At 67.8% G+C, this 23,930-nt stretch carries 24 protein-coding genes; 11 read left to right on the forward strand and 13 right to left on the reverse strand.

The window, feature by feature from the left end; genetic code table 11:
- Positions 1-7: 7 nt before the first annotated feature.
- Positions 8-466 (reverse strand): flavin reductase family protein, encoded by a 459-nt coding sequence (locus tag AC06G6_RS07650; RefSeq protein WP_354349070.1) that lies wholly within the window; start codon positions 464-466, stop codon positions 8-10.
- A 208-nt stretch (positions 467-674) separates the two neighbouring features.
- Between AC06G6_RS07650 and AC06G6_RS07655 the strand changes: the two genes are divergently transcribed.
- The 3 genes from AC06G6_RS07655 to nrdR all read left to right on the forward strand — a co-directional run bounded on the left by AC06G6_RS07655 (position 675) and on the right by nrdR (position 3,382).
- Positions 675-1,268 (forward strand): hypothetical protein, encoded by a 594-nt coding sequence (locus tag AC06G6_RS07655; protein WP_479827831.1) that lies wholly within the window; start codon positions 675-677, stop codon positions 1,266-1,268.
- Between the two features lie 83 nt (positions 1,269-1,351).
- On the forward strand, positions 1,352-2,743 hold the full coding sequence (gene hisD, locus AC06G6_RS07660; RefSeq protein WP_479827833.1) for a histidinol dehydrogenase: 1,392 nt from the start codon (positions 1,352-1,354) through the stop codon (positions 2,741-2,743).
- Between the two features lie 147 nt (positions 2,744-2,890).
- A complete protein-coding gene (gene nrdR, locus AC06G6_RS07665; RefSeq protein WP_307463116.1) occupies positions 2,891-3,382 on the forward strand; it encodes a transcriptional regulator NrdR in 492 nt (163 codons plus the stop codon).
- Between the two features lie 144 nt (positions 3,383-3,526).
- On the opposite strand, the gene ppgK is transcribed toward nrdR, so the two are convergent.
- Complete coding sequence (ppgK, locus tag AC06G6_RS07670) at positions 3,527-4,330, reverse strand: polyphosphate--glucose phosphotransferase (protein WP_282383593.1); 804 nt, start codon at positions 4,328-4,330, stop codon at positions 3,527-3,529.
- Between the two features lie 89 nt (positions 4,331-4,419).
- Positions 4,420-5,298 carry a type I methionyl aminopeptidase gene (map, locus tag AC06G6_RS07675; protein WP_479827836.1) on the reverse strand — a complete coding sequence of 293 codons (879 nt, stop codon included), beginning with the start codon at positions 5,296-5,298 and terminating at the stop codon, positions 4,420-4,422.
- Between the two features lie 69 nt (positions 5,299-5,367).
- Here map and AC06G6_RS07680 point away from each other — a divergent pair, with 69 nt between their 5' ends.
- Both AC06G6_RS07680 and AC06G6_RS07685 read left to right on the forward strand, forming a co-directional pair.
- Positions 5,368-5,535 carry an SPOR domain-containing protein gene (locus AC06G6_RS07680; protein WP_128081649.1) on the forward strand — a complete coding sequence of 56 codons (168 nt, stop codon included), beginning with the start codon at positions 5,368-5,370 and terminating at the stop codon, positions 5,533-5,535.
- Positions 5,536-5,661: 126 nt separating this feature from the next.
- Entirely contained in the window at positions 5,662-7,695 is a 2,034-nt protein-coding gene (locus AC06G6_RS07685; protein ID WP_479827838.1) for an alkaline phosphatase family protein, read from the forward strand.
- A 123-nt stretch (positions 7,696-7,818) separates the two neighbouring features.
- Here the strand turns inward: AC06G6_RS07685 and AC06G6_RS07690 are convergent, their stop codons facing one another.
- The 4 genes from AC06G6_RS07690 to panB form a co-directional block, all read right to left on the reverse strand.
- Positions 7,819-8,577, reverse strand: coding sequence for an MBL fold metallo-hydrolase (locus AC06G6_RS07690; protein ID WP_479827840.1), 759 nt, complete (start codon positions 8,575-8,577; stop codon positions 7,819-7,821).
- Between the two features lie 13 nt (positions 8,578-8,590).
- Positions 8,591-8,908, reverse strand: coding sequence for a carboxymuconolactone decarboxylase family protein (locus AC06G6_RS07695; protein ID WP_307463100.1), 318 nt, complete (start codon positions 8,906-8,908; stop codon positions 8,591-8,593).
- A gap of 107 nt (positions 8,909-9,015) precedes the next feature.
- Positions 9,016-9,411 (reverse strand): SHOCT domain-containing protein, encoded by a 396-nt coding sequence (locus AC06G6_RS07700; protein WP_307463097.1) that lies wholly within the window; start codon positions 9,409-9,411, stop codon positions 9,016-9,018.
- Positions 9,412-9,672: 261 nt separating this feature from the next.
- Entirely contained in the window at positions 9,673-10,626 is a 954-nt protein-coding gene (gene panB / locus AC06G6_RS07705) for a 3-methyl-2-oxobutanoate hydroxymethyltransferase (protein WP_479827843.1), read from the reverse strand.
- Between the two features lie 266 nt (positions 10,627-10,892).
- Between panB and glnA (AC06G6_RS07710) the strand changes: the two genes are divergently transcribed.
- The 4 genes from glnA (AC06G6_RS07710) (at position 10,893) to AC06G6_RS07725 (ending at position 16,367) form a co-directional block, all read left to right on the forward strand.
- The gene (gene glnA, locus AC06G6_RS07710; protein WP_306918712.1) at positions 10,893-12,233 is read left to right on the forward strand and encodes a type I glutamate--ammonia ligase; all 1,341 of its coding nucleotides are present in this window, start codon (positions 10,893-10,895) and stop codon (positions 12,231-12,233) included.
- A gap of 9 nt (positions 12,234-12,242) precedes the next feature.
- Positions 12,243-15,254 (forward strand): bifunctional [glutamine synthetase] adenylyltransferase/[glutamine synthetase]-adenylyl-L-tyrosine phosphorylase, encoded by a 3,012-nt coding sequence (locus AC06G6_RS07715; protein WP_479827845.1) that lies wholly within the window; start codon positions 12,243-12,245, stop codon positions 15,252-15,254.
- A gap of 126 nt (positions 15,255-15,380) precedes the next feature.
- Positions 15,381-15,797: a VOC family protein gene (locus AC06G6_RS07720; RefSeq protein WP_479827847.1), complete on the forward strand. Its 417-nt coding sequence runs from the start codon at positions 15,381-15,383 to the stop codon at positions 15,795-15,797.
- Between the two features lie 54 nt (positions 15,798-15,851).
- Positions 15,852-16,367 carry a GNAT family N-acetyltransferase gene (locus AC06G6_RS07725; RefSeq protein WP_479827849.1) on the forward strand — a complete coding sequence of 172 codons (516 nt, stop codon included), beginning with the start codon at positions 15,852-15,854 and terminating at the stop codon, positions 16,365-16,367.
- 43 nt (positions 16,368-16,410) lie between these two features.
- Here AC06G6_RS07725 and AC06G6_RS07730 read toward each other — a convergent pair whose 3' ends face one another.
- Positions 16,411-18,000 carry a hypothetical protein gene (locus tag AC06G6_RS07730; RefSeq protein WP_479827851.1) on the reverse strand — a complete coding sequence of 530 codons (1,590 nt, stop codon included), beginning with the start codon at positions 17,998-18,000 and terminating at the stop codon, positions 16,411-16,413.
- Between the two features lie 169 nt (positions 18,001-18,169).
- Here AC06G6_RS07730 and AC06G6_RS07735 point away from each other — a divergent pair, with 169 nt between their 5' ends.
- Positions 18,170-18,370, forward strand: a complete 201-nt coding sequence (locus AC06G6_RS07735) for an AsnC family protein (RefSeq protein ID WP_479827853.1) — start codon at positions 18,170-18,172, stop codon at positions 18,368-18,370.
- Between the two features lie 93 nt (positions 18,371-18,463).
- Here the strand turns inward: AC06G6_RS07735 and glnA (AC06G6_RS07740) are convergent, their stop codons facing one another.
- Positions 18,464-19,888, reverse strand: coding sequence for a type I glutamate--ammonia ligase (gene glnA / locus AC06G6_RS07740; protein ID WP_307463079.1), 1,425 nt, complete (start codon positions 19,886-19,888; stop codon positions 18,464-18,466).
- Positions 19,889-20,184: 296 nt separating this feature from the next.
- Between glnA (AC06G6_RS07740) and AC06G6_RS07745 the strand changes: the two genes are divergently transcribed.
- Positions 20,185-20,622: an RDD family protein gene (locus AC06G6_RS07745; protein WP_479827855.1), complete on the forward strand. Its 438-nt coding sequence runs from the start codon at positions 20,185-20,187 to the stop codon at positions 20,620-20,622.
- Between the two features lie 217 nt (positions 20,623-20,839).
- Here AC06G6_RS07745 and AC06G6_RS07750 read toward each other — a convergent pair whose 3' ends face one another.
- The 4 genes from AC06G6_RS07750 to lipB all read right to left on the reverse strand — a co-directional run bounded on the left by AC06G6_RS07750 (position 20,840) and on the right by lipB (position 23,839).
- On the reverse strand, positions 20,840-21,202 hold the full coding sequence (locus AC06G6_RS07750; protein WP_479827857.1) for a DUF3817 domain-containing protein: 363 nt from the start codon (positions 21,200-21,202) through the stop codon (positions 20,840-20,842).
- 113 nt (positions 21,203-21,315) lie between these two features.
- On the reverse strand, positions 21,316-22,077 hold the full coding sequence (locus AC06G6_RS07755; protein WP_479827859.1) for a DUF4191 domain-containing protein: 762 nt from the start codon (positions 22,075-22,077) through the stop codon (positions 21,316-21,318).
- An 89-nt stretch (positions 22,078-22,166) separates the two neighbouring features.
- A complete protein-coding gene (lipA, locus tag AC06G6_RS07760) occupies positions 22,167-23,174 on the reverse strand; it encodes a lipoyl synthase (protein ID WP_479827861.1) in 1,008 nt (335 codons plus the stop codon).
- The gene (gene lipB / locus AC06G6_RS07765; RefSeq protein WP_479827863.1) at positions 23,171-23,839 is read right to left on the reverse strand and encodes a lipoyl(octanoyl) transferase LipB; all 669 of its coding nucleotides are present in this window, start codon (positions 23,837-23,839) and stop codon (positions 23,171-23,173) included. Before lipB ends, lipA begins: the two co-directional genes overlap by 4 nt.
- Positions 23,840-23,930 lie beyond the last annotated feature (91 nt).

Below are 23,930 nucleotides of genomic sequence, written 5' to 3' on the forward strand. Positions count from 1 at the left end.
TAGCCGGTCAGATCTCGTAATCGAGCGGGGCGGGCTGCCCGTAGGCGCCCGAGTGGTAGAGCAGGGGAGCGCCGTCGGCGCCCACCTCACCCTCCACGACCTCGACCACCACCACGGCGTTGTTCTCGAAGGAGAGCCGCATCTGGACCTTGCCGATCAGCCAGCCGGCCACGTCATTCAGGATCGGCACTTCGTGGGGGCCGAGCGCCCAGTGATCGCCCTCGAAGCGGTTGCTGGTGCGGGCGAAGCGGTCGGCCAGCGACTGGTTCTCCAGCCCCAGCATGTGGACGCCGATATACGTGGTGTTGGCCACGGCCGGCCAGGAGCTGGACGTGCGGGCCATGTTGAACGTGAACCGGGGCGGCTTCGCCGAGAGCGAGGCCACGGAGGTTGCCGTGAAACCGAAGGGGACGCCGTTGAAGTTGGCGGTGATGATGGCCACGCCGGCCGCATGCCGGCGGAACATTTCCTTGAAGGTTCCCTCGAAGGCTTGGTCCTCTGTGGCCACTGCGATCCAACTCCCTGCTGCACGTGTGTGATGTTCCTACCTTCCAGCGTATGGCGCCCGCGAACGGCGGCGGTACTTGTTTACCCGGAGGCGTCATGTGGAACGTCACCCGCGGACACACAGTGTCATGTGCCCCGCCGGGGGAAAGCTTGTTAAGGTTTGTTGCATGACACAGCCCGCAGTGCACGGCCAGGTCCCGCAACATGCCCCGGGAGCCGCTCCCCGGTTCCCGCTCCCGGGGTCCGGTCCGGACGCAGCGGACGGCCAGCCGGTCCACGACGCCGGCGTCCGCGCCACGTCGTGGCGGAAGGCCGCCGTCATCGCCGCCGCAGGCATCCCCGTGGGGCTGCTCTGGTGGCTCCTGGCGCCCTCCGGGCTGAACCTGCTCTCGGGCGATCCGGAGCTGCGGAGCGGCGGCAACACGGAAGGGTGGCTGCCGCGGGACCTCGTTCTGGCGGGCCTGTTCCTGCTCGCCGGCTGCATTTCGGGCGCTCTCGCCTCCGGCAGCAAGCACAACCCGCCGTCCGGCTTGGACGTTGTCCTCGCTGTCGCGGCCGGGGCGATGGGCGCCCTCGCAGCCTGGGGAACCGGCGTCGTGTGCGGCTTCTGGTGGGGGACGCCCGAAGACGCCTCGGCCAGCGCCAGTATTGCCTTCTCGCTGCGGTCCTTCGCCGTCCTCGCGATCTGGCCCGCCGCAACCGCACTGACCATCTTCCTGAACACAGTCTTCACGACGCCGGACCCCGGGCCCGGGGCCTGACCACGATGCCGCAGGGCAGCCCCAAACCGCAGTCCCGATGTAACAGGCGCGGGACCCGCCGGGGCTGCCCGTAAAATGAACGGGTGACCCCTTCAGCTGACAGCTCCGTGCCCGCCGTTACTGCGCCCCCGGTTCCCGCCGATCTCAATTTCCGCACCGTCGACCTCCGCGGCCAGCGGCTGACCCTCGCCGGCCTCCGCGCCGCAGTGCCCCGGGCGCAGGCCGGCACCATGGCCGATGCCGAGCACAAAGTCCTGGACATCATCGACGCCGTCCGGACCCGGGGCTTCGAGGCGCTCAGCGAGCTTGCCCTTGCCTTCGACGGCGTGGAGCAGTCGCACCCCCGGGTCCCCGCCGACGCTCTGACGGCGGCCCTGGCCGGGCTCGACCCCGCCGTGCGGGCGGCACTGGAAGAGTCCATCCGGCGCGCGCGGCTTTTCGCCGACGCCCAGCGGCCGGCGGACACCGACGTTGAACTCGGCGAAGGCGCGGTGGTCAGCCAGAACTGGGTCCCGGTGGCACGCGTGGGCCTCTACGTCCCGGGCGGACTGGCGGTCTACCCGTCCTCCGTGATCATGAACGTCGTCCCGGCCCTCGCCGCCGGCGTCGAATCCATCGCCCTGGCATCTCCGCCACAGAAGGACTTCGGCGGGCTCCCGCACCCCACGATCCTTGCCGCGGCGTGCCTGCTCGGGATTGACGAGGTCTACGCCATCGGCGGCGCCCAGGCGATCGCGGCCTTCGCCTACGGCATCCCCGCCGGGGAGGACCGGGCCGGGCTGGACCCGGTGGACGTCGTCACCGGCCCGGGCAACGTCTTCGTCGCCACGGCGAAGCGCCTCGTCAAGGGGGTCGTCGGCATCGATTCCGAGGCCGGTACCACCGAGATCGCGATCCTCGCCGACGCCACGGCACAGCCGGGGCTCGTGGCGGCCGACCTGATCAGCCAGGCCGAGCACGACCCCAAGGCGGCGTCCGTGCTGATCACGGACTCCGAGGACCTCGCCGCCGCCGTCCGGGTGGAACTGGAGCGACAGGCGGCAGCGACCAAGCACAGTGCGCGGGTCCGCGAGGCCCTCTCAGGCCCGCAGTCCGGCGTCGTCCTGGTCGACAACCTGGACGGGGGCATCGCGGCGTGCAACGCCTACGCCGCCGAACACCTGGAGATCATGACGGCGGACGCGGCAGCCGTCGCGGGCCGGATCCGCAGCGCCGGGGCGATCTTCGTGGGGGACTACAGCCCCGTCAGCCTGGGCGATTACTGCGCCGGCTCCAACCACGTGTTGCCGACCAGCGGCACCGCGGCGTTCTCCTCGGGGCTGAACGTGACCACCTTCCTGCGCGCCATCCAGGTGGTCAACTACACCCGGGCCGCCCTGGCAGAGGTCAGCGGCCACATCGTGAGCCTGGCCGGGGCGGAGGACCTGCCGGCGCACGGCGAGGCGGTCACCGCCCGGTTCCCGCAGGGCGCCTGACCACAACATGTAGTAATTACAGGCTTGTTATTCAGCTACATCTAGTCGTAAACTGATGGCGGAGCCAACCGCTCCGGCGATCTACAACGGCGATCCCTAACGGCGATCACCGTCCGGCCATTCGCGTGCGACAGGGGAGGAAACGTCATGTACTGTCCGTTTTGCCGTAACCCTGATTCGCGTGTGGTGGACAGCCGGATCGCCGACGACGGTTCCGCCATCCGGCGTCGCCGGCAGTGCCCCGAGTGCGGCCGCCGGTTCACCACGGTCGAGACCACCAGCCTGACCGTGATCAAACGGTCGGGTGTCGGTGAGCCGTTCAGCCGCAGCAAGGTCATCAACGGCGTCCGCAAGGCCTGCCAGGGCCGTCCCGTCACCGAGGACGACCTCGCGATGCTTGCCCAGGAAGTCGAAGAGGCGATCCGAGCCTCCGGCGCCGCGGAAATCGACGCGCATGAAGTCGGCCTCGCCATCCTGAACCCGCTCCAGCGGCTCGACGAGGTCGCCTACCTGCGCTTCGCGAGTGTTTACCAGGCCTTCGAATCCTTGGAGGACTTCGAAGCGGCCATTTCGCTGCTCCGCCATGAGGCCGAGACCAAGGGCCGCGAGGGCACGAGCCAGCAGAAGAGCGCGCTCTAAGCCCGTTCCAGGAGCGCCGGCTCACAGACTCCGGTGGTGGCAACGGAGGGGAAGCCGCGGCCACCACCGGCACCACACAACAAAGAGCTATCACTCCGGGTCGTTCCCAGCGTTCAGAACGACCCGGAGTGATAGCTCTTTTGGCTACTTGGCGAGCTTGTGTTTCAGTGCGATCTCGAGGGCGGCGCCGACGATGCCGGCGTCGTTCTTCAGCTCGGCCGGAACGATGGGCGTGCGCAGCTGCAGCCGCGGAAGGTATTCGTCGGCGCGCTTCGAGATGCCGCCGCCGATGATGAACAGTTCCGGGGAGAAGAGGAACTCCACGTGTGACAGGTAGCGCTGGAGCAGCACGCTGTACTCTTCCCAGCTCAGGCCGTCCCGCTCACGGGCAACCGCCGAGGCCTTGCTTTCGGCGTCGAACCCGTCAATTTCCAGGTGTCCGAGTTCGGCATTGGGGACAAGCTTGCCGTCGAAGATGAAGGCGGAACCAATACCGGTGCCGAGCGTGATGACGAGCACGGTGCCCTCGATGAATTCACCGGCGCCGTAGCGTGCCTCCGCGAGGCCCGCGGCGTCGGCGTCGTTGATGACCTCCACGGGCCGGCCCAGGCGGGCGGTCAGCATTGCGTCGATGTCCATTTCCAGCCAGGATTTGTCGACGTTGGCGGCGGAGTGGACCACGCCGTGCTGGATGATGCCTGGGAAGGTGACGCCCACCGGCGAGTCGGGGGCCGGAGCATCGGGCCGGGCGGACAGCTCGGCGACAACCTGTGCCACGACCTCGGCCACGGATTCGGGAGTGGAGGGCTTCGGGGTGGGCATGCGCAGGCGGTCACCGACCAGCTTCCCCTTCTTCAGGTCCACGATCCCGCCCTTGATGCCGGTGCCACCGATGTCGATGCCGATCAGCGGGGCGTTCTTCTTCGACTTCTCGTCCTTCTTGGCCAATGTGGTTCCGTTCGTGGCAGGGGGCGGGGCTAGGAGGGTGCGGCCCAGGGCCGACGGGCGAAGACCGGGATCTTCTGGTGGAGCGGGAATCAGGGGAGCGTCAGAACTTCGGCGCCGGACTCCGTGACAAGCAGGGTGTGCTCGAACTGTGCGGTGCGTTTGCGGTCGCGGGTAACGACGGTCCAGTCGTCGGCCCACATGTCCCAGTCCACGGTGCCAAGCGTCAGCATCGGTTCGATCGTGAAGACCATACCGGCTTCGATGACGGTGTTGTACGCGGGGGCGGCGTCGTAGTGCGGGATGATCAGGCCGGTGTGGAAAGCCTCGCCCACGCCGTGACCGGTGAAGTCGCGGACCACACCATAGCCGAAGCGCTTGGCGTAGGACTCGATGGTCCGGCCGATCACGTTGATTTCACGGCCCGGGGCCACGGCACGGATGGCGCGGTTCAGCGACTCCTGCGTGCGCTCCACGAGCAGCCGGGATTCCTCATCGACGTCCCCGGCCAGAAAAGTGTAGTTGGTGTCGCCGTGCACGCCGCCAATGAAGGCGGTGATGTCGATGTTGAGGATGTCCCCGTCCCGGACCACAGTGCTGTCCGGGATGCCGTGGCAGATGACTTCGTTCAACGACGAACACAGGGACTTGGGAAAGCCGCGGTAGCCGAGGGTGGACGGGTACGCGTTGTGGTCGAGCAGGAACTCGTGGCCCACCCGGTCCAACTGGTCCGTGGTGACGCCGGGCTGGATGTGCTTCCCGACCTCCACGATCGCCTGCGCGGCGATCCGTGAGGCGATTCGGATCTTCTCGATGGTCTCCGCCGACTTGACCTCGGAGCCGGTGAACTTGGCCGGTGCGGGCTTACCCACGTATTCGGGACGCGGGATCGACGCCGGAACGGGAAGCTGCGGACTGACGGCTCCCGGGACCAGGGTACCGATGGGTGCAGTCGAGGCTAGAGAAGGCATACATTGATCATATAAGGCACGGCCGGAGGCAAATAAACAACGGCCACGAAAATCAGTGAAGGAGCATCGATGCCGGAGTACTGGTACAACGTCAACACGCACGAGGTTGAAGAGGACGCCATGTCCGATTGGAGCCAGCTGATTGGCCCGTACAAGACCCGGGAAGAAGCTGAGCACGCCCTCGAGAAGGTCAAGGCCCGCAACGAATCCTGGGAAAAGGGCGACGAGGACGACTAGGCGCCGACCGCCGCGCCGCTGAAAGTGTCCCGGGCGGCCACGGACGGGCCGCCCCGCCCGCGGGGCCGATTTTTCTCACCCGGTGCGGATGAGTGCCCGCCGGTCGACGCGGGCCATACTGGGGAAATGCCGACGAGCGATACCCGCACCCGCGGCGTCCGAGTCACCGACCTGACCCGGCTGGGCGCTGCCTGGGCCGCCTCGACGGTTGCCCTCATCGTCACCGGTGCGCTGTTGCCGGGGTTCTCTGCTTCCAGTTGGTGGGACTACGCCGTCGTGGCAGCAGTGGCCGGCATCGTCGGTCTGGTCCTCCGCCCCGCGCTGGTGGAGATCTCGGCCAGGGTGGGCTGGCTGGCGGTGCTTCTCACCGCTGTTGTCGGTCAGGCCCTGATCATGTATGTCGCCATCCGTCTGGTGCCCGGCATCGAGTCGACGGCATGGACCGCCCTTGCCGCAACCTGGGTCAGTGCCGTCGTGGCCACCCTCATCTCGTGGGCCACCACGGCCGGGACTGATGACGGCCTGATCACCTCCCTGGCCGGCAGGGCACGCCGGCAGAACACGGTCACCGACCCGGAGGTTGACGGCGTCCTGATCGTGCAGCTCGACGGTGTCCCTTTCCCGGTGCTGCAGTGGGCCGTCCAGTCCGGGGCGGTTCCGAATATCCGGCGCTGGCTGTCCTCGGGGGACTACACGTGCCGCGAATGGACTCCCCAGCTCCCCTGCACCACCCCAGCCAGCCAGATGGGCATTCTGCACGGCACCGTTGACGGGATCCCCGCTTTCCGGTGGTACGACCGGGAGCTCAAGCGGGTCCTGGTCGCCAACCGGCCGGCGGACGCCCGGGTGATCGAGGAAAGGCACAGCACCGGACAGGGCCTGCTGTACGACGACGGGGTCTCCATTTCGAACCTGTTCACCGGTGACGCGCCCCGGTCGCTCCTGACGATGAGCCGGGTGGAGGTCCGGCGCGGCTCCACACAGACGCGCCGTGCGTTCGCCTGGTTCTTCACCTCGCCGAACGGGTTCATGCGCAGCCTCACGCGGACCGTCGGGGAGGTCCTCAAGGAGCGGTGGCAGGCCCGACGACAGGTCCGGCGTGACTTCGACCCGCGGGTGCACCGGGACTGGACCTTCGCCCTGCTGCGGGCAGTGACCAACAGTCTCCTGCGTGACCTGAACACGGCCCTGGTCGCCGAGGAACTGCGTCGTGGCACGAAGTGCATCTATGTCGACTACGTGGACTACGACGAGATCGCCCACCACGCAGGCGTGTTCCGGCCCGAGTCGCTCGCCTCCCTGGATGGCCTGGACCGCACGCTGGGGTCCCTGGCCCGGCTTGCCGGTTCCGCTCCCCGACGCTACCGGCTGGTCGTACTCTCGGACCACGGCCAGTCCCAGGGCACTCCCTTCGCTGACCGGTACGGCCAGACGCTCGGCGACCTGTGTGCCGAACTCATGCAGGAACACGTACAGACTGTTGATGCGTCCGTCGAAGGGCTGGGGCGCGCCGACTCCATCGCCGGCGACATCGCGGCCGGGGGGATGACCGGGAAGCTCGCCGCCCGCGCCGACGAGGGGCTGACCAAGGCCCAGCGGACACAGGATCACGGCAACGCCGCCGAGGAGCCGGTAGTCGTGCTGGGCTCGGGCAACTTGGGCCTGGTCTACGTGCGGGGTGACCGGCGCTGGACGCTTGAGGCGCTCGAGCGGGAGTGGCCTGCGCTGGTTCCCGGCCTGGTGGGCCATCCCGGCGTCGGGTTCGTTGCGGGCATCGATGAAGCCGGCCGGGAATGGGCGGTCGGGAACGGCGGACGCCTCAACATCGCGAGCGGTGCGGTGGAGGGGACGGACCCGTTGGCCGGCTTCGGTCCGCACGCGGCGCGGGTCCTCCGGCGGGCCCTGATGGACCCCGCAGCGCCGGACCTCTACGTCAACAGCATGGTCGATCCGGTCACCAACGACGTCGCGGCCTTCGAGGGCCTGGTCGGATCCCATGGCGGCCTCGGCGGCTGGCAGGACCGCGCGGTGCTGATCGGTCCTGCCGATCTCATGGCCGGGCTGCCCGAGCGGATCGAGGGGGCCGATGAGCTCCACCGGGTGCTGGTGGGGATGCTCGAGGCCTGCGGCCAGCGCGCCACGACGGCGTCCCCTCATTGAGTGGCAAGGACCATTTCCTGGCCTGCCCTGCCCTGGCCTGGCCTGCCCTGCCCTGCCCTGGCCTGGCCTGGCGCGCTGGCGCGCTGGCCCGTTGGCCCGCAGGCCAGTTCGCCGGGCCCCGGCTCACTCGGGCGCGGCCCACGAGTCGCCGGGGGAGAGGACGACGGCGGTGCAGCCGGGGGCCTGCTCAGCCACCGCGTCGGCGAAGCGGCGCCCGGGCAGCTCGAGCCAGCTCCGGGCGAAGTGTGTGACGAAGGGAGGGTGCAGCGTTCCCCAGTGCACCGGCAGGGCGTACCGCGCGCCGCTCAGTGCGACGGCGCGGGCAGCGGTCTCGGGGTTCAGGTGCCCCGCAGAGAGCCTCGGCCCCCACCCCCAGACCGGCACCACGGCGACATCGATCGAACCGCCCGCCATGGCGGGGATCCCGGCCATCCCGGCAAACAGCCCCGTGTCACCCGCGATCCAGACGGTGCCCGAAGGGCCCCGAACCAGCTGCCCGTGGGCGTCGTTGGGCCGGTGCGGCATCGGGCGGTGACGGTGCTCCGCCGGCACCTGGCGTATCTCGACGCCGGGGCCTGCCGGGGTCCAGCCGTCGCCCAGGGAAACTGTGTTCAGGAACTTGCGGCGGCGCAACCAGGCGACGTTCGCCGGGGCACTCATCAGGGCCGCTCCGGGCAGCATGCGGAGGGAGCGCAGCTCCGCGTGGTCGTGGTGCAGGTGGGAGAGGAGTACGACGTCGGGCCGGCTCCACGACGCCGGGTCCGGCCGGGGTGCCAGCCGCCGCAACAGCCCGGCATGAGGACGAAGCAGCGGATCGGTCAGGACCCGTACGCCGTCGAGATCCAGGACCACCGAGGAATGGCCCAGCCAGGTAAGTCTCATACCGGGACCTGCGTTACTCCGTCTCTTCCTCCATGACGGCGATCGCGAAACCAAGTGCCTCGGTGATGTTGATCGCGGCCGACATCGTCCGGGCCGTTCCGATGATGGGGGCCACGGCGACGAGCACGTTTTGAACATCCTTCGCCGTAACCCCTGACTCGATCGCGGGGCCAACATGGGCAAGGTAGGAGATGGGCCGGGCGTCGACGGCGGCCAGGGCTGCGATGCGAATCATGAGCAGCGCGTCGGCCGGCAGGTCGGAGCGTCCCAGGGAGGCGTCAGTAATGGCGCCGATGGTCTCCAGAACCGGGTTCTCACTCTGAGCGGACATGGTCGATCTCCTTCACATGGGTGGCCAGGACAGCCACAGGATGGGGCTGCCGATCGTGCAGAGCTATGAACGCGCCCCGGACTCCGGGCGCATCCCGCCGACTGGGGTCAGGCCATGGCCTTTGCCTTGAGGGACTCAAACTCGGTCTGGCTGATGGCTCCGGAATCGAGCAGGGCCTTGGCATCGGCGATCTGGCTGGCCGGGCTGGCCGACTTGCCGGCCACCTTCTGGATGTACTCCTGCTGGGCGGCCTGTTGTTCGGCCACGAGGGCCATCTGCCGCTCGGTCATGCTGCGGCCGCGGGCGATCAGGTAGATGAGGGCGCCAAGCCAGGGCACGAAGACCAGCAGTATCACCCAGCCGGCCTTGCCCCAGCCGCTGAGCGATCGGTCGCCGAACAAGTCGAACAGGCAGCGGAACCACACCATCAGGGCCGCGATCCAGATGAAGAACCAGAAACTCCACAGCAGGACGTCCCAGAAGTCAGTCGTAATTGAGTCCATGGCTACTCCTCCACTAGTGTCCGCCGCTGTCTGGCCCGTCGCGCCGCGCACGAAGCACGGAGCAGGATCCAATGGCGGAACTTCTGCCGGGGCCCGATGCAGGCCCTCAATGGCCAGACTGCCTGCACTGGCGGAGCACCGCATCGTTCGTCAAGGATGAGGTGGCCCCGCGACCCCGCAGCCGCGGCCTGAAAGGTCGGCCCGCGGCGGCGTGAAAGGGCGGCCCGCGGTGACCTGGAGGGTTAGCCCGCGGCCGGCCGCCTAGAAGGAGTGCTCGGGGCCGGGGAACTGGCCGGAGCGAACGTCCTCGCCGTAGGCCTTCGCGGCGTCGCTGAGGGAGGTGCGCAGGTCCGCGTATTGCTTGACGAACTTGGCCATCCTGCCGCCGCGGAGGCCCGCCATGTCCTGCCACACGAGCACCTGGCCGGTGGTCGCGTTGCCGGCGCCGATGCCGATGGTGGGGACGTCGACGGCGGCGTCCACGGCTGCCGCCGTCGCCGCCGGCACCATTTCCATCAGGACGCAGAACGCGCCGGCGTCGGTGAGGGCGACGGCGTCGTCGATCAGCCGCTGGGCGTCATCGCCGCGGCCCTGCACCCGGTAGCCGCCGAGGGCGTGCTCGCTTTGCGGGGTGAATCCGATATGGGCCATGACGGGAATGCCGGCCTGGACCATGGCCCGGACGGTTTCGGCATAGAACTTACCGCCCTCGATCTTGACCGCGTGGGCGAGTCCTTCCTTGAGGAACCGGACGCCGGTGGCCACCGCCTGCTGGGCGGAGACCTCGTAGCTGCCAAAGGGAAGGTCCGCCACCACGAGGGCGCGCTTGGCCGAGCGGGTGACGGCGCGGCACAGGGGGAGCAGTTCATCGACGGTGACGGGCAGGCTGGTTTCGTTGCCGAAGACATTGTTGGAGGCTGAGTCGCCCACGAGGAGCACCTCGATGCCGGCTTGGTCGAAGATTTCCGCCGTGTACTGGTCGTACGCGGTCAGCATGGCAAAGCGCTCACCGTTGAGCTTGGCCTGGCGCAGGTGGTGGGTGCGGATCTTCGCCACCTGCTTCCGGGCCCCGGGCTCCTGGCCCGCCGTCGAGCCCGGGGCCGCAGCCGGGGACGTCTCCGCAGCCGCGGACGTGCCCGCGGGAGCCGGTCCGTTGCCGTAGGGGGCGGCTAGTTCTGCGGGCATGCTGGAATCGGGGCTTGTGCTTGAGGCCATGGCACGAGCGTAGTGCGACACCTCGCGTCCTAGCTACTGGGCTCCAGCCCGTGGGCGCGTGAGTCACATCACACGGTCCCAGGCGGAACGACCCGGGAACGGGTCCGGGGCGTCGAATTCGGGGCTCCCGGTGTTAACGCTGTGTTACGCGGGGCAGCTGCGCCAGCAATCGGTGGCAATGATTAGTAAAGTGAACGGTGAGCAGCTGCGGGACCCATGCACGACGGGCCTGGGGCACGGACGAAAGAACCGGAAAGAGGGCCAGTATGGACCGCCAGCAAGAGTTTGTCCTGCGGACGATCGAAGAGCGCGACGTGCGGTTTGTGCGGCTGTGGTTCACCGACGTCGTGGGATCGCTGAAGTCCGTGGCGTTGGCCCCGGCCGAAGTGGAAGGCGCGTTCGAGGAGGGCCTGGGTTTTGACGGCTCCTCCATCGAGGGCCTCGCCCGTGTTTTCGAGTCCGACATGCTGGCCCAGCCGGACCCCGCCACCTTCCAGATCCTGCCGTGGCGCGGCGAGACCGAAGCGACGTCCCGGATGTTCTGCGACATCCTGACGCCCGACGGCGAACCCTCCGCCGCTGACCCGCGCAACGTCCTCAAGCGCAATCTGGCCAAGGCTGCGGACATGGGCTTCACCTGCTACACCCACCCCGAGATCGAGTTCTACCTGCTCAAGTCCCAGCAGCCGGGCCCGGACGGTGCCCCCGTGCCCGTCGACGAGGGCGGCTACTTCGACCACGTTCCGGGCGGTGTGGCGCAGGACTTCCGCCGCACGGCCGTGACCATGCTGGAATCGGTCGGCATCTCCGTCGAGTTCAGCCATCACGAGGCCGGCCCCGGCCAGAACGAGATCGACCTGCGCTACGCGGATGCCCTGCAGACCGCGGACAACATCATGACGTTCCGCACGGTGATCAAGGAGGTCGCGCTCCAGCAGGGCACGTATGCCACCTTCATGCCGAAACCGTTCACGGCCCACCCGGGTTCCGGCATGCACACCCACTTCTCGCTCTTCGAGGGCGACACGAATGCCTTCTACGAGGCCGGTGCGGAGTTCCAGCTTTCCGAGACCGCCCGGCAGTTCATCGCCGGCATCCTCAAGCACGCCCCGGAATTCACCGCCGTCACCAACCAGTTCGTGAACTCCTACAAGCGGCTCTGGGGCGGCGGGGAAGCCCCCAGCTACCTCAGCTGGGGCCACAACAACCGCTCCGCCCTGGTCCGCGTCCCGCTGTACAAGCCCGGCAAGGGCCAGTCCGCGCGGATCGAATACCGCGGCATCGACTCGGCCGCCAACCCCTACCTCGCCTACGCCGTGCTGCTGGGCGCCGGGCTCAAGGGCATCGAGGAGGGCTACCAGCTGCCCGCCGCCGCCGAGGACGACATCTGGTCGCTGAGCTCGGCCGAACGCCGCGCGATGGGCCACGACCCGCTCCCGGCCAGCCTGCACGACGCCATCCGCTCGATGGAGGAGTCCGAACTCATGCCGCAGATCCTGGGTGAGCAGGTGTTCGAACACTTCCTGCGCAACAAGCGTGCCGAGTGGCAGGACTACCGTCTCCAGGTCACGCCCTACGAGCTGCAGCGCAACCTCGGCATCCTTTAGGCGGCCCCGGTGAGCCTGGCACGACGCCTCATCGCCGCCGGTTTCAGCGATCTGGAAAACGGCGAACGGTGGCTGGCCGCCCCGGAACTGGAGGGCCTGGACCAGGACCTCCTCTTCTCCGGGCTGCAGCTGGCCGCGAACCCGGACACGGCACTGCAGTCGCTGGTCCGGCTGATCGAAAAGCACCCGGACCTGCGGAAGCTCGCGGTCGCGGACCCGGAACGCAGCGAACCGATGTACCGGGTGCTGGGCGCCTCGGAGGCGCTGGGTGAGTTCCTGATCCGGCACCCCGAGCATCTTGATGTCTTCGAGGTGACCGCCAGCCCGGAACCGCGGGCCGCGGACGCCGCGGAACTGCGTGCCCGGCTGCTGCGGTCGGTGCAGGCCGATCCGAAATCCGCCCGCCCGGTCGCGGCGCTGACCGGGCAGGAAGGCTACGTGGCGCTCCGCACCGAGTACCGGCGCGGCCTCGTCGAGCTCGCCGTCAAGGACCTCTGCGCCGCCGATCCGCTGGACTTCATGCCCTCCGCGGGTGCGGAACTGGCGGATCTCGCCGGCGCCGCGATCGAGGCGGCCCTGGCCGTCTCGCGGGCCGAGGCCGCCGAGCACTTCAGCGCCACCGAGGTGGCCGACGTCGGGCTGGCCGTCATCGGCATGGGCAAGTGCGGTGCCCGCGAGCTCAACTACATTTCCGACGTCGACGTCATCTACGTGATCGAGTCCGGCGAGCTCGACGATTCGCGCGCCAACACGATCGGCACGGCCCTGGCCTCCGGCATCTCCCGGGCGATCATGTCCATCGGCCGTGAACCCGGGCTGTGGGAGGTCGACGCCAACCTGCGGCCCGAGGGCAAGTCCGGGCCGCTGGTCAGGACCCTTGCCTCGCACGAGAGCTACTACGCCCGCTGGGCCGAGAGCTGGGAATTCCAGGCCCTGCTCAAGGCCCGGACCATCGCCGGGGACACCGAACTCGGCGCCCGCTACGAGGCCGCCGTCGCGCCGCTGATCTGGTCCTCCGCCGGCCGGGAAGGCTTCGTGGAGTCCGTCCGCTCGATGCGCCGACGGGTCACCGAACACATCCCTGCCGAGGAGGAGCAACGGCAGATCAAGCTGGGCCGGGGAGGCCTGCGCGACGTCGAATTCACCGTCCAGCTGCTGCAGCTGGTGCACGGCAAATCCGACGAGAGCCTGCGCTGCCGCGACACCACCTCGGCCATCGCCGCGTTGTCCGCGGGCGGCTACATCGGCCGCTCCGACGCCGCCGAGTTCGACCGCGACTACCGCTACCTCCGGCTCCTCGAACACCGGATCCAGCTCTTCCAGCTGCGCCGCACCCACCTCATGCCGGTCAAGGAAGCCTCGCTGCGGGCCCTGGCCAAGGCCGTGCTCGGGCCCTTCTCCAGCGAACGGCCCAAACCCGACGCCCTGGTCGCGGCCTGGCGCAAGACCAAACGCTCCGTCCGTGAGCTGCACGAGCGCATCTTTTACCGGCCGCTGCTCAACACTGCGGCGGCGCTCAGCAGCGAGGAAGCAAGGCTCAGCCCGGAAGCGGCCCAGGGGCGCCTCGCCGCCCTGGGCTACCTCGATCCGAGCGGCGCCATGCGCCACATCGAGGCCCTCACCGGCGGAGTCAGCCGCCGCGCCGCGCTCCAGCGCCAGCTCCTGCCGATCCTGCTCGGCTGGCTCGCGGAGGGTGTGGACCCCGACGCCGGGCTGCTGGCCTTCCGGCGGGTCAGCGAAGCGCTCGGCACCACGCACTGGTACCTCGGGATGCTCCGGGACTCGACGGCCGCGGCCGAGCGGCTTTGCCACGTGCTGTCCAACTCCCGCCTGATCGCGGACCTGCTGGAAGTCTCACCCGAATCCGTGGCCTGGCTCGGCTCGGACAAGGAACTGGTGCCCCTGACCTTCGAGGCTCAGTGGCTTGAGATCGTCTCGAAGATGTCCCGGCACGCGGAGCCGGAAAGCGCGATGCGCCTGATCCGGCTGATCCGCCGCCGCGAGATCCTGCGGATTGCGATCGCGGACAGCGCAGGGCTGCTGGACCAGGACCAGGTGGGCGCGGCGCTGGCCGACACTGACCGGGCCGCGGTCCTGGGCGCACTGCGCGTCGCGGAAACCGTCGTCACCGCCGACGAGCCGCTCAAGACGCATGTGCTGGTGGTCGCCATGGGCCGGCAGGGCGGCCGGGAGATCGGCTACGGCTCGGACGCGGACGTCATGTACGTGCACCGCGGGCTTCCCGGAGTCCCGGAGGACGAGGCCCAGCAGCAGGCCCTGCAGATCGTCAGCAGGCTCTCCAACCTGCTGACCCAGCCGCTCAAGCCCGCCATCCTCGCCGAGCGCGTCCTCATGGTGGACGCGGACCTGCGTCCGGAGGGCAAGAGCGGGCCGATGGTGCGGTCGCTGGAGTCCTATGCGGAGTACTACCGCCGGTGGTCGCTCGTCTGGGAGGCGCAGGCGCTGCTGCGTGCCCGCCCGATGGCCGGCGACGACGAGCTGGCCGCCGGGTTCGTGGCGCTGATCAACCCCATCCGGTACCCCGAGTCGCTCTCCGAACAGGACGCGCGCGAGGTCCGGCGCGTCAAGGCCCGGGTGGAGGCGGAGCGGCTGCCCCGCGGCGCCGATCCGGCCCGGCACCTGAAGCTGGGCCGCGGCGGCCTGAGCGACGTCGAATGGCTGGCCCAGCTGCTCCAGCTGCAGCACGCCGGACGGCATCCCGAGCTGCGGACCACCTCCACCGTCGAGGCGCTCGAGGCGGCTGCCGCCGTCGGGCTCCTCGATGCGGGGGATGTGGCGATCCTGCTCCGCGCCTGGCGCCTGGCGAGCCGGATCCGGTCCGCCAACGTGATCTGGACCGGCCGGGCCTCGGATGTGCTGCCGTCTTCCCGCAGGGACCTGGAGGCGGTGGCCCGCTGGTGCGGTTACGGGCAGGGCAACGCGGCCGCGCTCGAGGAGGACTACCTGCGGCTCAGCCGCCGTGCCCGGAGTGTGTTCGAGCGGGTTTTCTACGGCCAGTAGCGTTGACCGCGGGGATCCTTGGCAGGATCCTGGCGGACTTCGGCTGGGGTCCGCCGGGGCCGGCCGGGGCTCGAGCGGGGGCGTCAAGGGCTGACACGCGCCGGGCGCCGATGCTACTTTGGGCCCATGGCCAAGCAAATGTTCCTGAACCTCCCCGTAAAGGACCTCAACAAATCGGTCCAGTTCTTCAACGCGCTGGGGTTTTCCTTCAATCCCGACTTCACCGATGAGAACGCCACGTGCATGATCATCAACGACGACGCGTTTGTGATGCTGCTGGTGGAGAACTACTTCAAGACCTTCACGTCCAAGACCATCGCCGACGCCCGCAGCACCACCGAGGCGATCATGTCCTTCTCCCTAGACAGCCGCGAAGCCGTGGACGAGCTGGTTAGGACGGCCCTCACCGCTGGCGGGACCCCGTCCGAGGAAGCCCAGGACTACGGCTTTATGTACACCCACAGCTTCCAGGATCCGGACGGCCATCTGTGGGAGGTCTTCTGGATGGACCCGGCCGGGCCGCCCAAGGACGCGGCACTCTGAGCTGACCGAAGCGTCCGGGGGCGGGGCACCCGCCGGCGTGGGTAGGCTTCTTTTATGGCTGAACACGTGTGGCTGCTGCCGCTGAAGGACCTCGACGACGACGCGCGCGCCGTCAAGCTCGGGGAGATTGCCGAACTCGAGGTGCTGGAAGGCCAGCGCAAGTTCGTTGGCGATCCGCTGCGGATGGTGTTGATCGGGCTGGAAGAGGAGTCCCGGCACCCCTTTGCGATCGACGCCAACGGGTCCGCCGTCGGGGTCCTGACGCTACAGACCGGCGCCGCGACCCTGGCTGGCTGGGCGGACGACGACTCTGTCTGGCTGCTGCGTGGCTTCCTGATCGACCGCCGGCAGCAGGGCAAGGGCTTGGGCACACTGGCAGCGGAGGCCGCCGTCCGGGCCGCAGCGAAACTGACGGCAGCCCTCGGCGGCGGGCAGGCCGGCGTCGTGCTCTCGGTCAACGACCAGAACCCCGCCGGGCAGGCCGCCTACCGCAAGGCCGGGTTCGAGGACCGCGGCCAGTACCTGGGCGGCGACGCCGGCCCGCAGCGGACCATGTACCGGCCCTTCTGATTCTCGACGGACGCCGGGGGACGGACGCGGGTCCTGTCGGGCCCTAGGGGGCTTTCCGGCCCGCGATCCTTAGCACCGAAGCGCGGAGCGGGCGGATGATCCAGACCAGGCCGGCGGCGATCAGGACCCCGGCGACCGTGAAGAATACGGGCAGCGGGTTAAAGGGGTTGGCTGCCGTCTGGGTTGTGGCGGTCGCATGTCCTGATGGTGACGACGTCGACGGCGACGGGTTTGCCGCGGCAGCCGGTGCCTGGGCCGAGGGGGCGGACGCCGTCGGGGCAGCAGGCATGTCGGCCGGTTCGACAGCGCCGGTAACGGCAGCCTGTGCCGGTCCTGCGGCCTGGGGCTGGACGTCACCGACGGTCTCCACCGGAACGTACTTCTGAGCGGGGGACGTCCGGGCCAGCGGCTGGACTGCAGGGGACTGGCGGGCAGGTGCCTGTGGGGCGGGTGCCTGAGGGGCGGGTGCCTCGTCGGCGGGTGCCGGTTCCGGGGGTGCTGGGTCGGTGGGTGCCGGGACGGGCGCGGGTTCCGGGGCAGGTTCCGGGACCGGCACGGGGACGGGCGCGGGGGCCGGTTCGCCGCCGGGCTCCACTCCTTCGTTCCCGCCCGAGTCGCCGTCGACGATATCGTTGTACAACGTCGTCTGGGCGTTCGGATTGTAGCCCGGCGCCGTTGCGGTGACCCTCGCCCGGACCCAGTGTCCGCTGTCGGCGGCCACGACGGTGTAGGTGCTTGCGGTGGCCCCGGCGATCGCCTGGCCATCCCGCTCCCACTGGTAGAGAAGAGTCACCAATTCGCCGCCGGCATACCACCCTTGGCTGCGTTCCACACTGAGGGTGCTGCCGACCTTGTCCCCGCCGGACAGCCACATTTCATCGGTGGGCTCGATGAAACCGGGAGTGACCGCCGTCGAAGTGTTTGACATGGATACGCTGGGCACGCCGGCCGAACTCCCGGTCGCCTTCAGGGTCACCACCTTGCCCAGGTCGGCCGCCTTGATCGTGTAGGTGTCTGCGGTGGCCCCCTCGATGTCCACGCCGTCGGCCTGCCACTGCAGCTTCAGGATCATCCAGCCGGGAGACCAGGTCCCCAGGCTCTGGACCTCCAGCGTGGATCCGACCCTGGTCCAGCCCCCCACGGTCGGAACTTCGCCGGTGATGCCGGGCCGGGCGGTGTACTCCGCGGTGTTGGTATTACTGACCTTCGGGGACGGCAGGGTTGTCTCGACCCCGTCGTTCACCCCTGGGGCGGACGCGCTCACACGCAGCGCCAGGGAATGGTCAGTGTCGGACTTCGTGATCCTGTAGGTTTCCCCGACGGCTCCGGGGATGCCGACACCGTCGCGCAGCCACTGGTATTTCAGCGTATCTGTTCCGGACCCCTCGCCGTAGAGCCATACGCCTGGGGAGGATGTGAGAGTTTGTCCCGCTTTGAGGATGCCGGTGAAAGTCGGCTGCTCCGCCGCCCGAACCTTGGCAAGGCCCGCGGCGCTTTCGCGGTAGTCGCGGCACGTCGACCCCGGACCGCTCCAGCAGGCCTCAGTGGCTTGGGCGGGGCCGGCGAAGCCGGCGGTGGACAGGATGATTGCGGCGCCGACGGCTGAAACCGCGCGCGACAGAGATCTCTTCAATTTTCCCCCAAAGAATGCCCTTGCCGTGACCGGGAAGGGACCAAGGACACATGCTACAAGAAAAATCAGTCTGCTCCGGTCCGGCGATCGGGCGGTCCGCTACAACGTCGTCAATCTACGTTGACTTCCGAAGAGAGTGTCAACTATGGTTGACGCCAGGAGGTGTCCGATGAAAACTCTGATCGGTTCGATGGACGGCAAGGGCCCGGCGGAGGCGCTGTACGAGGTGGCTGAACTGCGCAAGGAAGTGGCCCGCGCCGAGACGGAAATCGTCCTCCGTGCCCGCAAGGCAGGGTTGTCATGGGAAGCCATAGCGACGTGTCTCGGCGTCAGCAAGCAGGCCGTGCACCGGAAGTATGGGAAGCGCTGAACCGGGTTGCGGTCGGCGCATGCTTTAAAGACTAACGGCCCCCACCGAAAGGTGGGGGCCGCCGTCGTGCAATCCCTGGGGGACAGCTTCTAGTTAGACGCCGTAGTACAGCTCGAACTCGAACGGGTTCGGGCGCAGCGAGAGCGGACGGATCTCGTTCTCGTACTTGTACTCGATCCAGGTGTCGATCAGGTCCTGGGTGAAGACGCCGCCGGCCTGGAGGAACTCGTTGTCCTCGGCCAGGGCGTCCAGGGCCTCTTCGAGCGTGCCCGGAGCCTTGGGGATGTCCTTGGCTTCCTCGGCGGGGAGCTCGTAGAGGTCCTTGTCGATCGGGGCCGGCGGTTCGATGCGGTTGCGGATGCCGTCAATGCCGGCCATCAGCTGGGCAGCAAAGGCCAGGTACGGGTTGGAGGAGGGGTCCGGCGCGCGGAACTCGATGCGCTTGGCCTTCGGGTTGGAGCCCGTGATCGGGATACGGATACCGGCGGAGCGGTTGCCCTGCGAGTAAACCATGTTGACCGGAGCCTCGAAGCCCTTGACCAGGCGGCGGTAGGAGTTCACCGTCGGGTTGGTGAAGGCCAGCACGGCCGAGGAGTGCTTAAGCAGGCCGCCGATGTACCAGCGGGCCATGTCGGACAGTCCCGCGTAGCCCTTTTCGTCGTAGAACAGCGGCTCGCCATTGGTCCACAGCGACTGGTGGCAGTGCATGCCCGAACCGTTGTCACCGAAGACCGGCTTCGGCATAAAGGTGACGGACTTGCCCCAGGCGTCGGCCGTGTTCTTGACGACGTACTTGAACTTCTGCAGGTCATCAGCCGCGTGGGTCAGCGTGGTGAACTTGTAGTTGATCTCAGCCTGGCCGGCGGAACCGACCTCGTGGTGGCTGCGCTCAACCTCAAGGCCGGCTTCGTCCAGGGCGACGCACATGGCGTCGCGGAGGTCGGCCTGCTTGTCGGTGGGGGAGACCGGGAAGTAGCCGCCCTTGATCGGGGTCTTGTAGCCGAGGTTTCCGCCCTCTTCTTCGCGACCGGTGTTCCAGTGTGCTTCCTCGGAATCGATCTTGTAGAAGCTGCCCTGCGGGGAGGACTGGTACTGCACGTTGTCGAAGACGAAGAACTCGGCCTCGGGTGCAAAGAATGCGGTGTCGGCGATGCCGGTGGAAGCCAGGTAGGCCTCGGCCTTCTCGGCTACGCCGCGCGGGTCGCGGTGGTACGGGTCACCGGTGCGCGGGTTCACGATCGAGAAGTTCAGTGCGAGGGTCTTCTCCATGCGGAACGTGTCGAGGAATGCCGTCGTTACGTCCGGGATGAGCTGCATGTCCGACTCGGCGATGCCCTGGAAGCCGCGGATCGACGATCCGTCGAAGAGCTGGCCGTTGACGAAGAAGTCCGCGTCAACGCTCTTGGCGGGCACATTGAAGTGCTGCTGCACGCCAGGGAGATCGGTGAAGCGAATATCGACGAACTTAACGTCTTCGTCTTTGATGAACTTGAGGACTTCGTCCGCAGTCTTGAACATCTATGCTCCTTATGCATGTGAAAGATCTGGCCGTCAGGCCGTGTGGTCCAGCGCAATCCGACAGCGGGGAAAACACAAAAGTGTCCCCGCTCCTATGCCGCTAGCAACTGTTACCACCCTAAGGACACGGGATTTCCCCGCGGTGTCCGCTTTGTTTCCGGCAGGTTACAGAATGCCCTGACAGGTAAACGGTAGTCGCTGTCCACAACGTGGCCTATCCGTGACCAGAGTGTGGCCCCTGAATGTCCACACTGTGAACAGCGCGGGGAGGTATCCATTGCCGATAGTCTTGGAGGGTGGTTGATCGTAAAGACATAGGTTCATGGCTCACCGGGCCGGACACGTCCGGTATTTCGAAGTACCCGGGGGAGCGGCTGGGCCTGCCCGAGTCCGGGCCGGGATCCATTGCCCGTGCCGGCCGGCGCATCGTCGCCATCTGCGTTGACTGGGCCATCGCGCTGGTCATCAGCAACTACGCTTTCGCCGGCGACCCTTGGGCCACCCTGGCCGTGTTCGCCGTCGAACAGGCGCTGCTGGTCGGCACCCTGGGCTACAGCATCGGCCACCGCATGGTGGGGATCCACGTCGTCCGGCTCGGCGGCGGCCCCGCCGGCCCCGTGCCGGCCGTGGTCCGCAGCCTCCTCATATGCCTCGTGATCCCCGCCGTCATCTTCGACCCCGATCACCGCGGGCTCCATGACAAGGCCATGAACACTGTCCTGGTCCGGATGTAGCTTCCGCCGGGACCCGCTGGGACCCCTTGGCCGCCGGGCAGCGCCGGGTCGCGCCGCAATGTCGTCGGTTCGCCACGAATGGTCGCTACCCGCCGTCGGTTCGCCACGAATGGCCGCTAAACTGCCCGGTTTAGCGGCCATTTGCGTCAGATGGACGTGGGCGCCGGGCTTGGGCTGGCCCGCAAGGGCGGGAACCTAAGCGCGGACACCAGTGGGGCTAAACCCCGGCCGGTTCCTGCGCGGGCTGCGCAGCATCCTGTCCGGCCTTGACCGTCAGGTAGCCGTGGCGGCCCGCCCAGCGCTCAAACCAGACCGTGGCGAACGGGAACACTGCTGACAGCCCCGCGAACAGGGCCACCCGGAACGGCCAGCGCTGCATGCCCCACAGGCTCAGAGCCGCGACTCCGTAGCCGACAAAGAACGCACCGTGGATCGCGCCCGCGATCTCCACGCCGAGTTCCGTGGTCCGGGTGACCCATTTGAAGAACATTCCCACCAGCAGGGCGGCCCAACTGAAGGCCTCGGCGATGGCCAGGACCCGGAAAATACGGATCACGGCAGAAGTGGACGGACGTTTCATGACGGGGTCTCCGGGTTCTGTCCCGAGGGGACGGTATGAGCTGGGCAAAGAAACGCCCCGGCTGCCGGCCTGAAAGGCGGTTACCGGGGCGTTTCTGCGGGCTGGCGTGTGGCCTAGCGTCCGCGGGCCGCCTTGCGGTCCGGACGGGCCTTGTAGGGATCAATGCCCTTGGGGATGGGCAGGCGGCTTCCGAGCGATGAGATCCGCTTGGAAACCGTGCTGACCTCGAGCTTGGTCAGCTCATTCTTCATCTTGGTCATCTTCTTGGAGACCTGGCTGATCGGAACCTGGCCCTCGCCGCGGCCGCTTTCAATCACGTGGATGGTGACGTTGGGCAAGATGCGTGCGAGCCGCTTGCGTTCGGCGTCGAGCAGCGGCTTGACCCGGTGGCTGGGGCCCTCGCTGACCAGGACAACGCCGGGACGGCCGATGGCACGGAAGACGGCGTCCTGGGTGCGGGGGTTCACCGCGACGGGCTGTTCTTCGACGATCCAGCCGCGCTTGAGCGTGCCCAGCGCGGCGCCCGATGCCCCGGGCTGGTTTTCAATCCGTGCGAAGGCGGCGCGCTCGGCGCGGCGGGACAGGATCAGGGTGGCCGCGAGAAGACCCAGCGGGATGCCGATCAGCAGGCCCGTGATCCAGTTCTCCAGCACGAAACCGACCGCGAAGCTGACAGCCACGACACCGAGGAACGCCAGCAGCATGAGCCACGGCACCATCGGATCGTGCTGGCGGGTCATCTGGAAGACCTCGCGGATTTGCTTCAGACGGCTCGGCTTCTTGACCTTGGCCACCTTGGGCTTGCGCGAAAAGAGACCGCGCTTCGGAGCATCAGAAGCCGGAGTGGAGTTGCTGGAATCAGGGGAATTCGCCATAGTGCCTTAATTCTACGTGATGGACGGCGAAAGGCCGGACGCCGGATTCCTCCGGTGCCGGCCCTTCGCCGCAATCATTACAACTGGTTTCAGGCGCGCGCCGCGAGCAGCGAGCTGGCTTCCTGGCGGGTGCTTCCCGAGCTTTCGATGTGCGCCAGCTGGGCCGGGATTTCCAGACCCTTCTTGCGCATCGCGGTGGCCCAGAGCCGGCCCGCACGGTAGGAGGAACGCACCAGCGGACCGCTCATGACGCCCAGGAACCCGATCTCGTCGGCTTCCTGCTGCAGGTCCACGAACTCCTGCGGCTTGACCCAACGGTCAACCGGCAGGTGCCGCTCGCTCGGGCGCAGGTACTGGGTGATGGTGATCAGGTCGCAGCCGGCGTCGTGCAGGTCCCGGAGCGCCTCGGAGATTTCCTCGCGGGTCTCGCCCATGCCCAGGATCAGGTTGGACTTAGTTACCATGCCGAGGTTGCGGCCCTGCGTGATGACGTCCAGCGACCGCTCGTAGCGGAAGGCCGGACGGATGCGCTTGAAAATCCGCGGGACCGTCTCGACGTTGTGCGCGAACACCTCGGGCTTGGAGTCGCAGATCGCGTCGATGTGCTCCGGCTTGCCGGAGAAGTCGGGAATCAGGAGTTCGACGCCGGTGCCCGGGTTGAGTTCGTGTATCTTGCGGACCGTTTCGGCGTAGAGCCAGACGCCCTCGTCGGCGAGGTCATCGCGGGCCACACCCGTGACCGTGGCGTAGCGGAGCTGCATCGCCAGGACCGAGCGGGCCACCTTCGTGGGTTCGAAAACGTCCACGGGGGAGGGTTTGCCGGTGTCGATCTGGCAGAAATCGCAGCGCCGGGTGCATTCGGAGCCGCCGATCAGGAAGGTGGCTTCCTTGTCTTCCCAGCATTCGAAGATGTTGGGGCAGCCGGCCTCTTCACACACGGTGTGGAGGCCCTCTTTTTTGACGAGGTTCTTGAGCTGCACGTACTCGGGACCCATCTGGACCTTGGCCTTGATCCATTCCGGCTTGCGTTCCACCGGGGTGGCCGCATTGCGCTGCTCGATTCGCAGCATTTTCCGGCCTTCTGGTGCCAGGGTCACAGTAGAGCTCCTTCATGGGTTGCAACTAGCGCTTCTTCATTGTTGCGCAGTTCTTCGATGATCCGCGACACGAGGTCGGCGGGAGTGATGTCCCGGCCCGTCTCCTGCGAGATGGTGGTGACGCCGGCGTCGGTGATGCCGCAGGCGATGATCTGGGCGTACGGCGCCAGGTCGTTGTTGCAGTTGATGGCGAAGCCGTGCATGGTGACGCCCTCGTGGACGCGGATGCCGATCGCGGCAATCTTGCGTGCGGGGCCCTTCTCGTCCTGCTCGATCCAGACGCCGGCACGTCCCTTGATGCGGACCGCCTCGATGCCGTAGTCGGCCAGGACGGCGATGATGACGGCTTCCAGCCGCTCCACGTAGTCGCGGATCCCGGCCGGGTTCCTGAGCTTGATGACGGGATAGCCGACCAGCTGTCCCGGGCCGTGCCAGGTGAGCTTGCCGCCGCGGTCCACCGGGACCACGGGGGTGCCGTCAAAGGGGCGTTCGTGGTCTTCGGTGCGTTTGCCGGCCGTGTAGACGGCGGCGTGCTCCAGCAGCAGGACCGTGCTGGGGGCGGTACCGGCGAGGACCCTCCCATGGAGTTCGCGCTGGATGTCCCAGCCGCGCGTGTAATCGACGAATTCCGGGTCGAGACCCAGCTGGGAGAACTCAAGAGTCATGGCATCCAGCTTAGACCCCGGCTGTCGCAGCGGCCGATTCTGTGGCGAACCTCTCACCCCCTGTGGATAACTCCTGCGGGATTCCGCGGGA

This window comes from Arthrobacter sp. CJL-S3 (assembly GCF_056711635.1).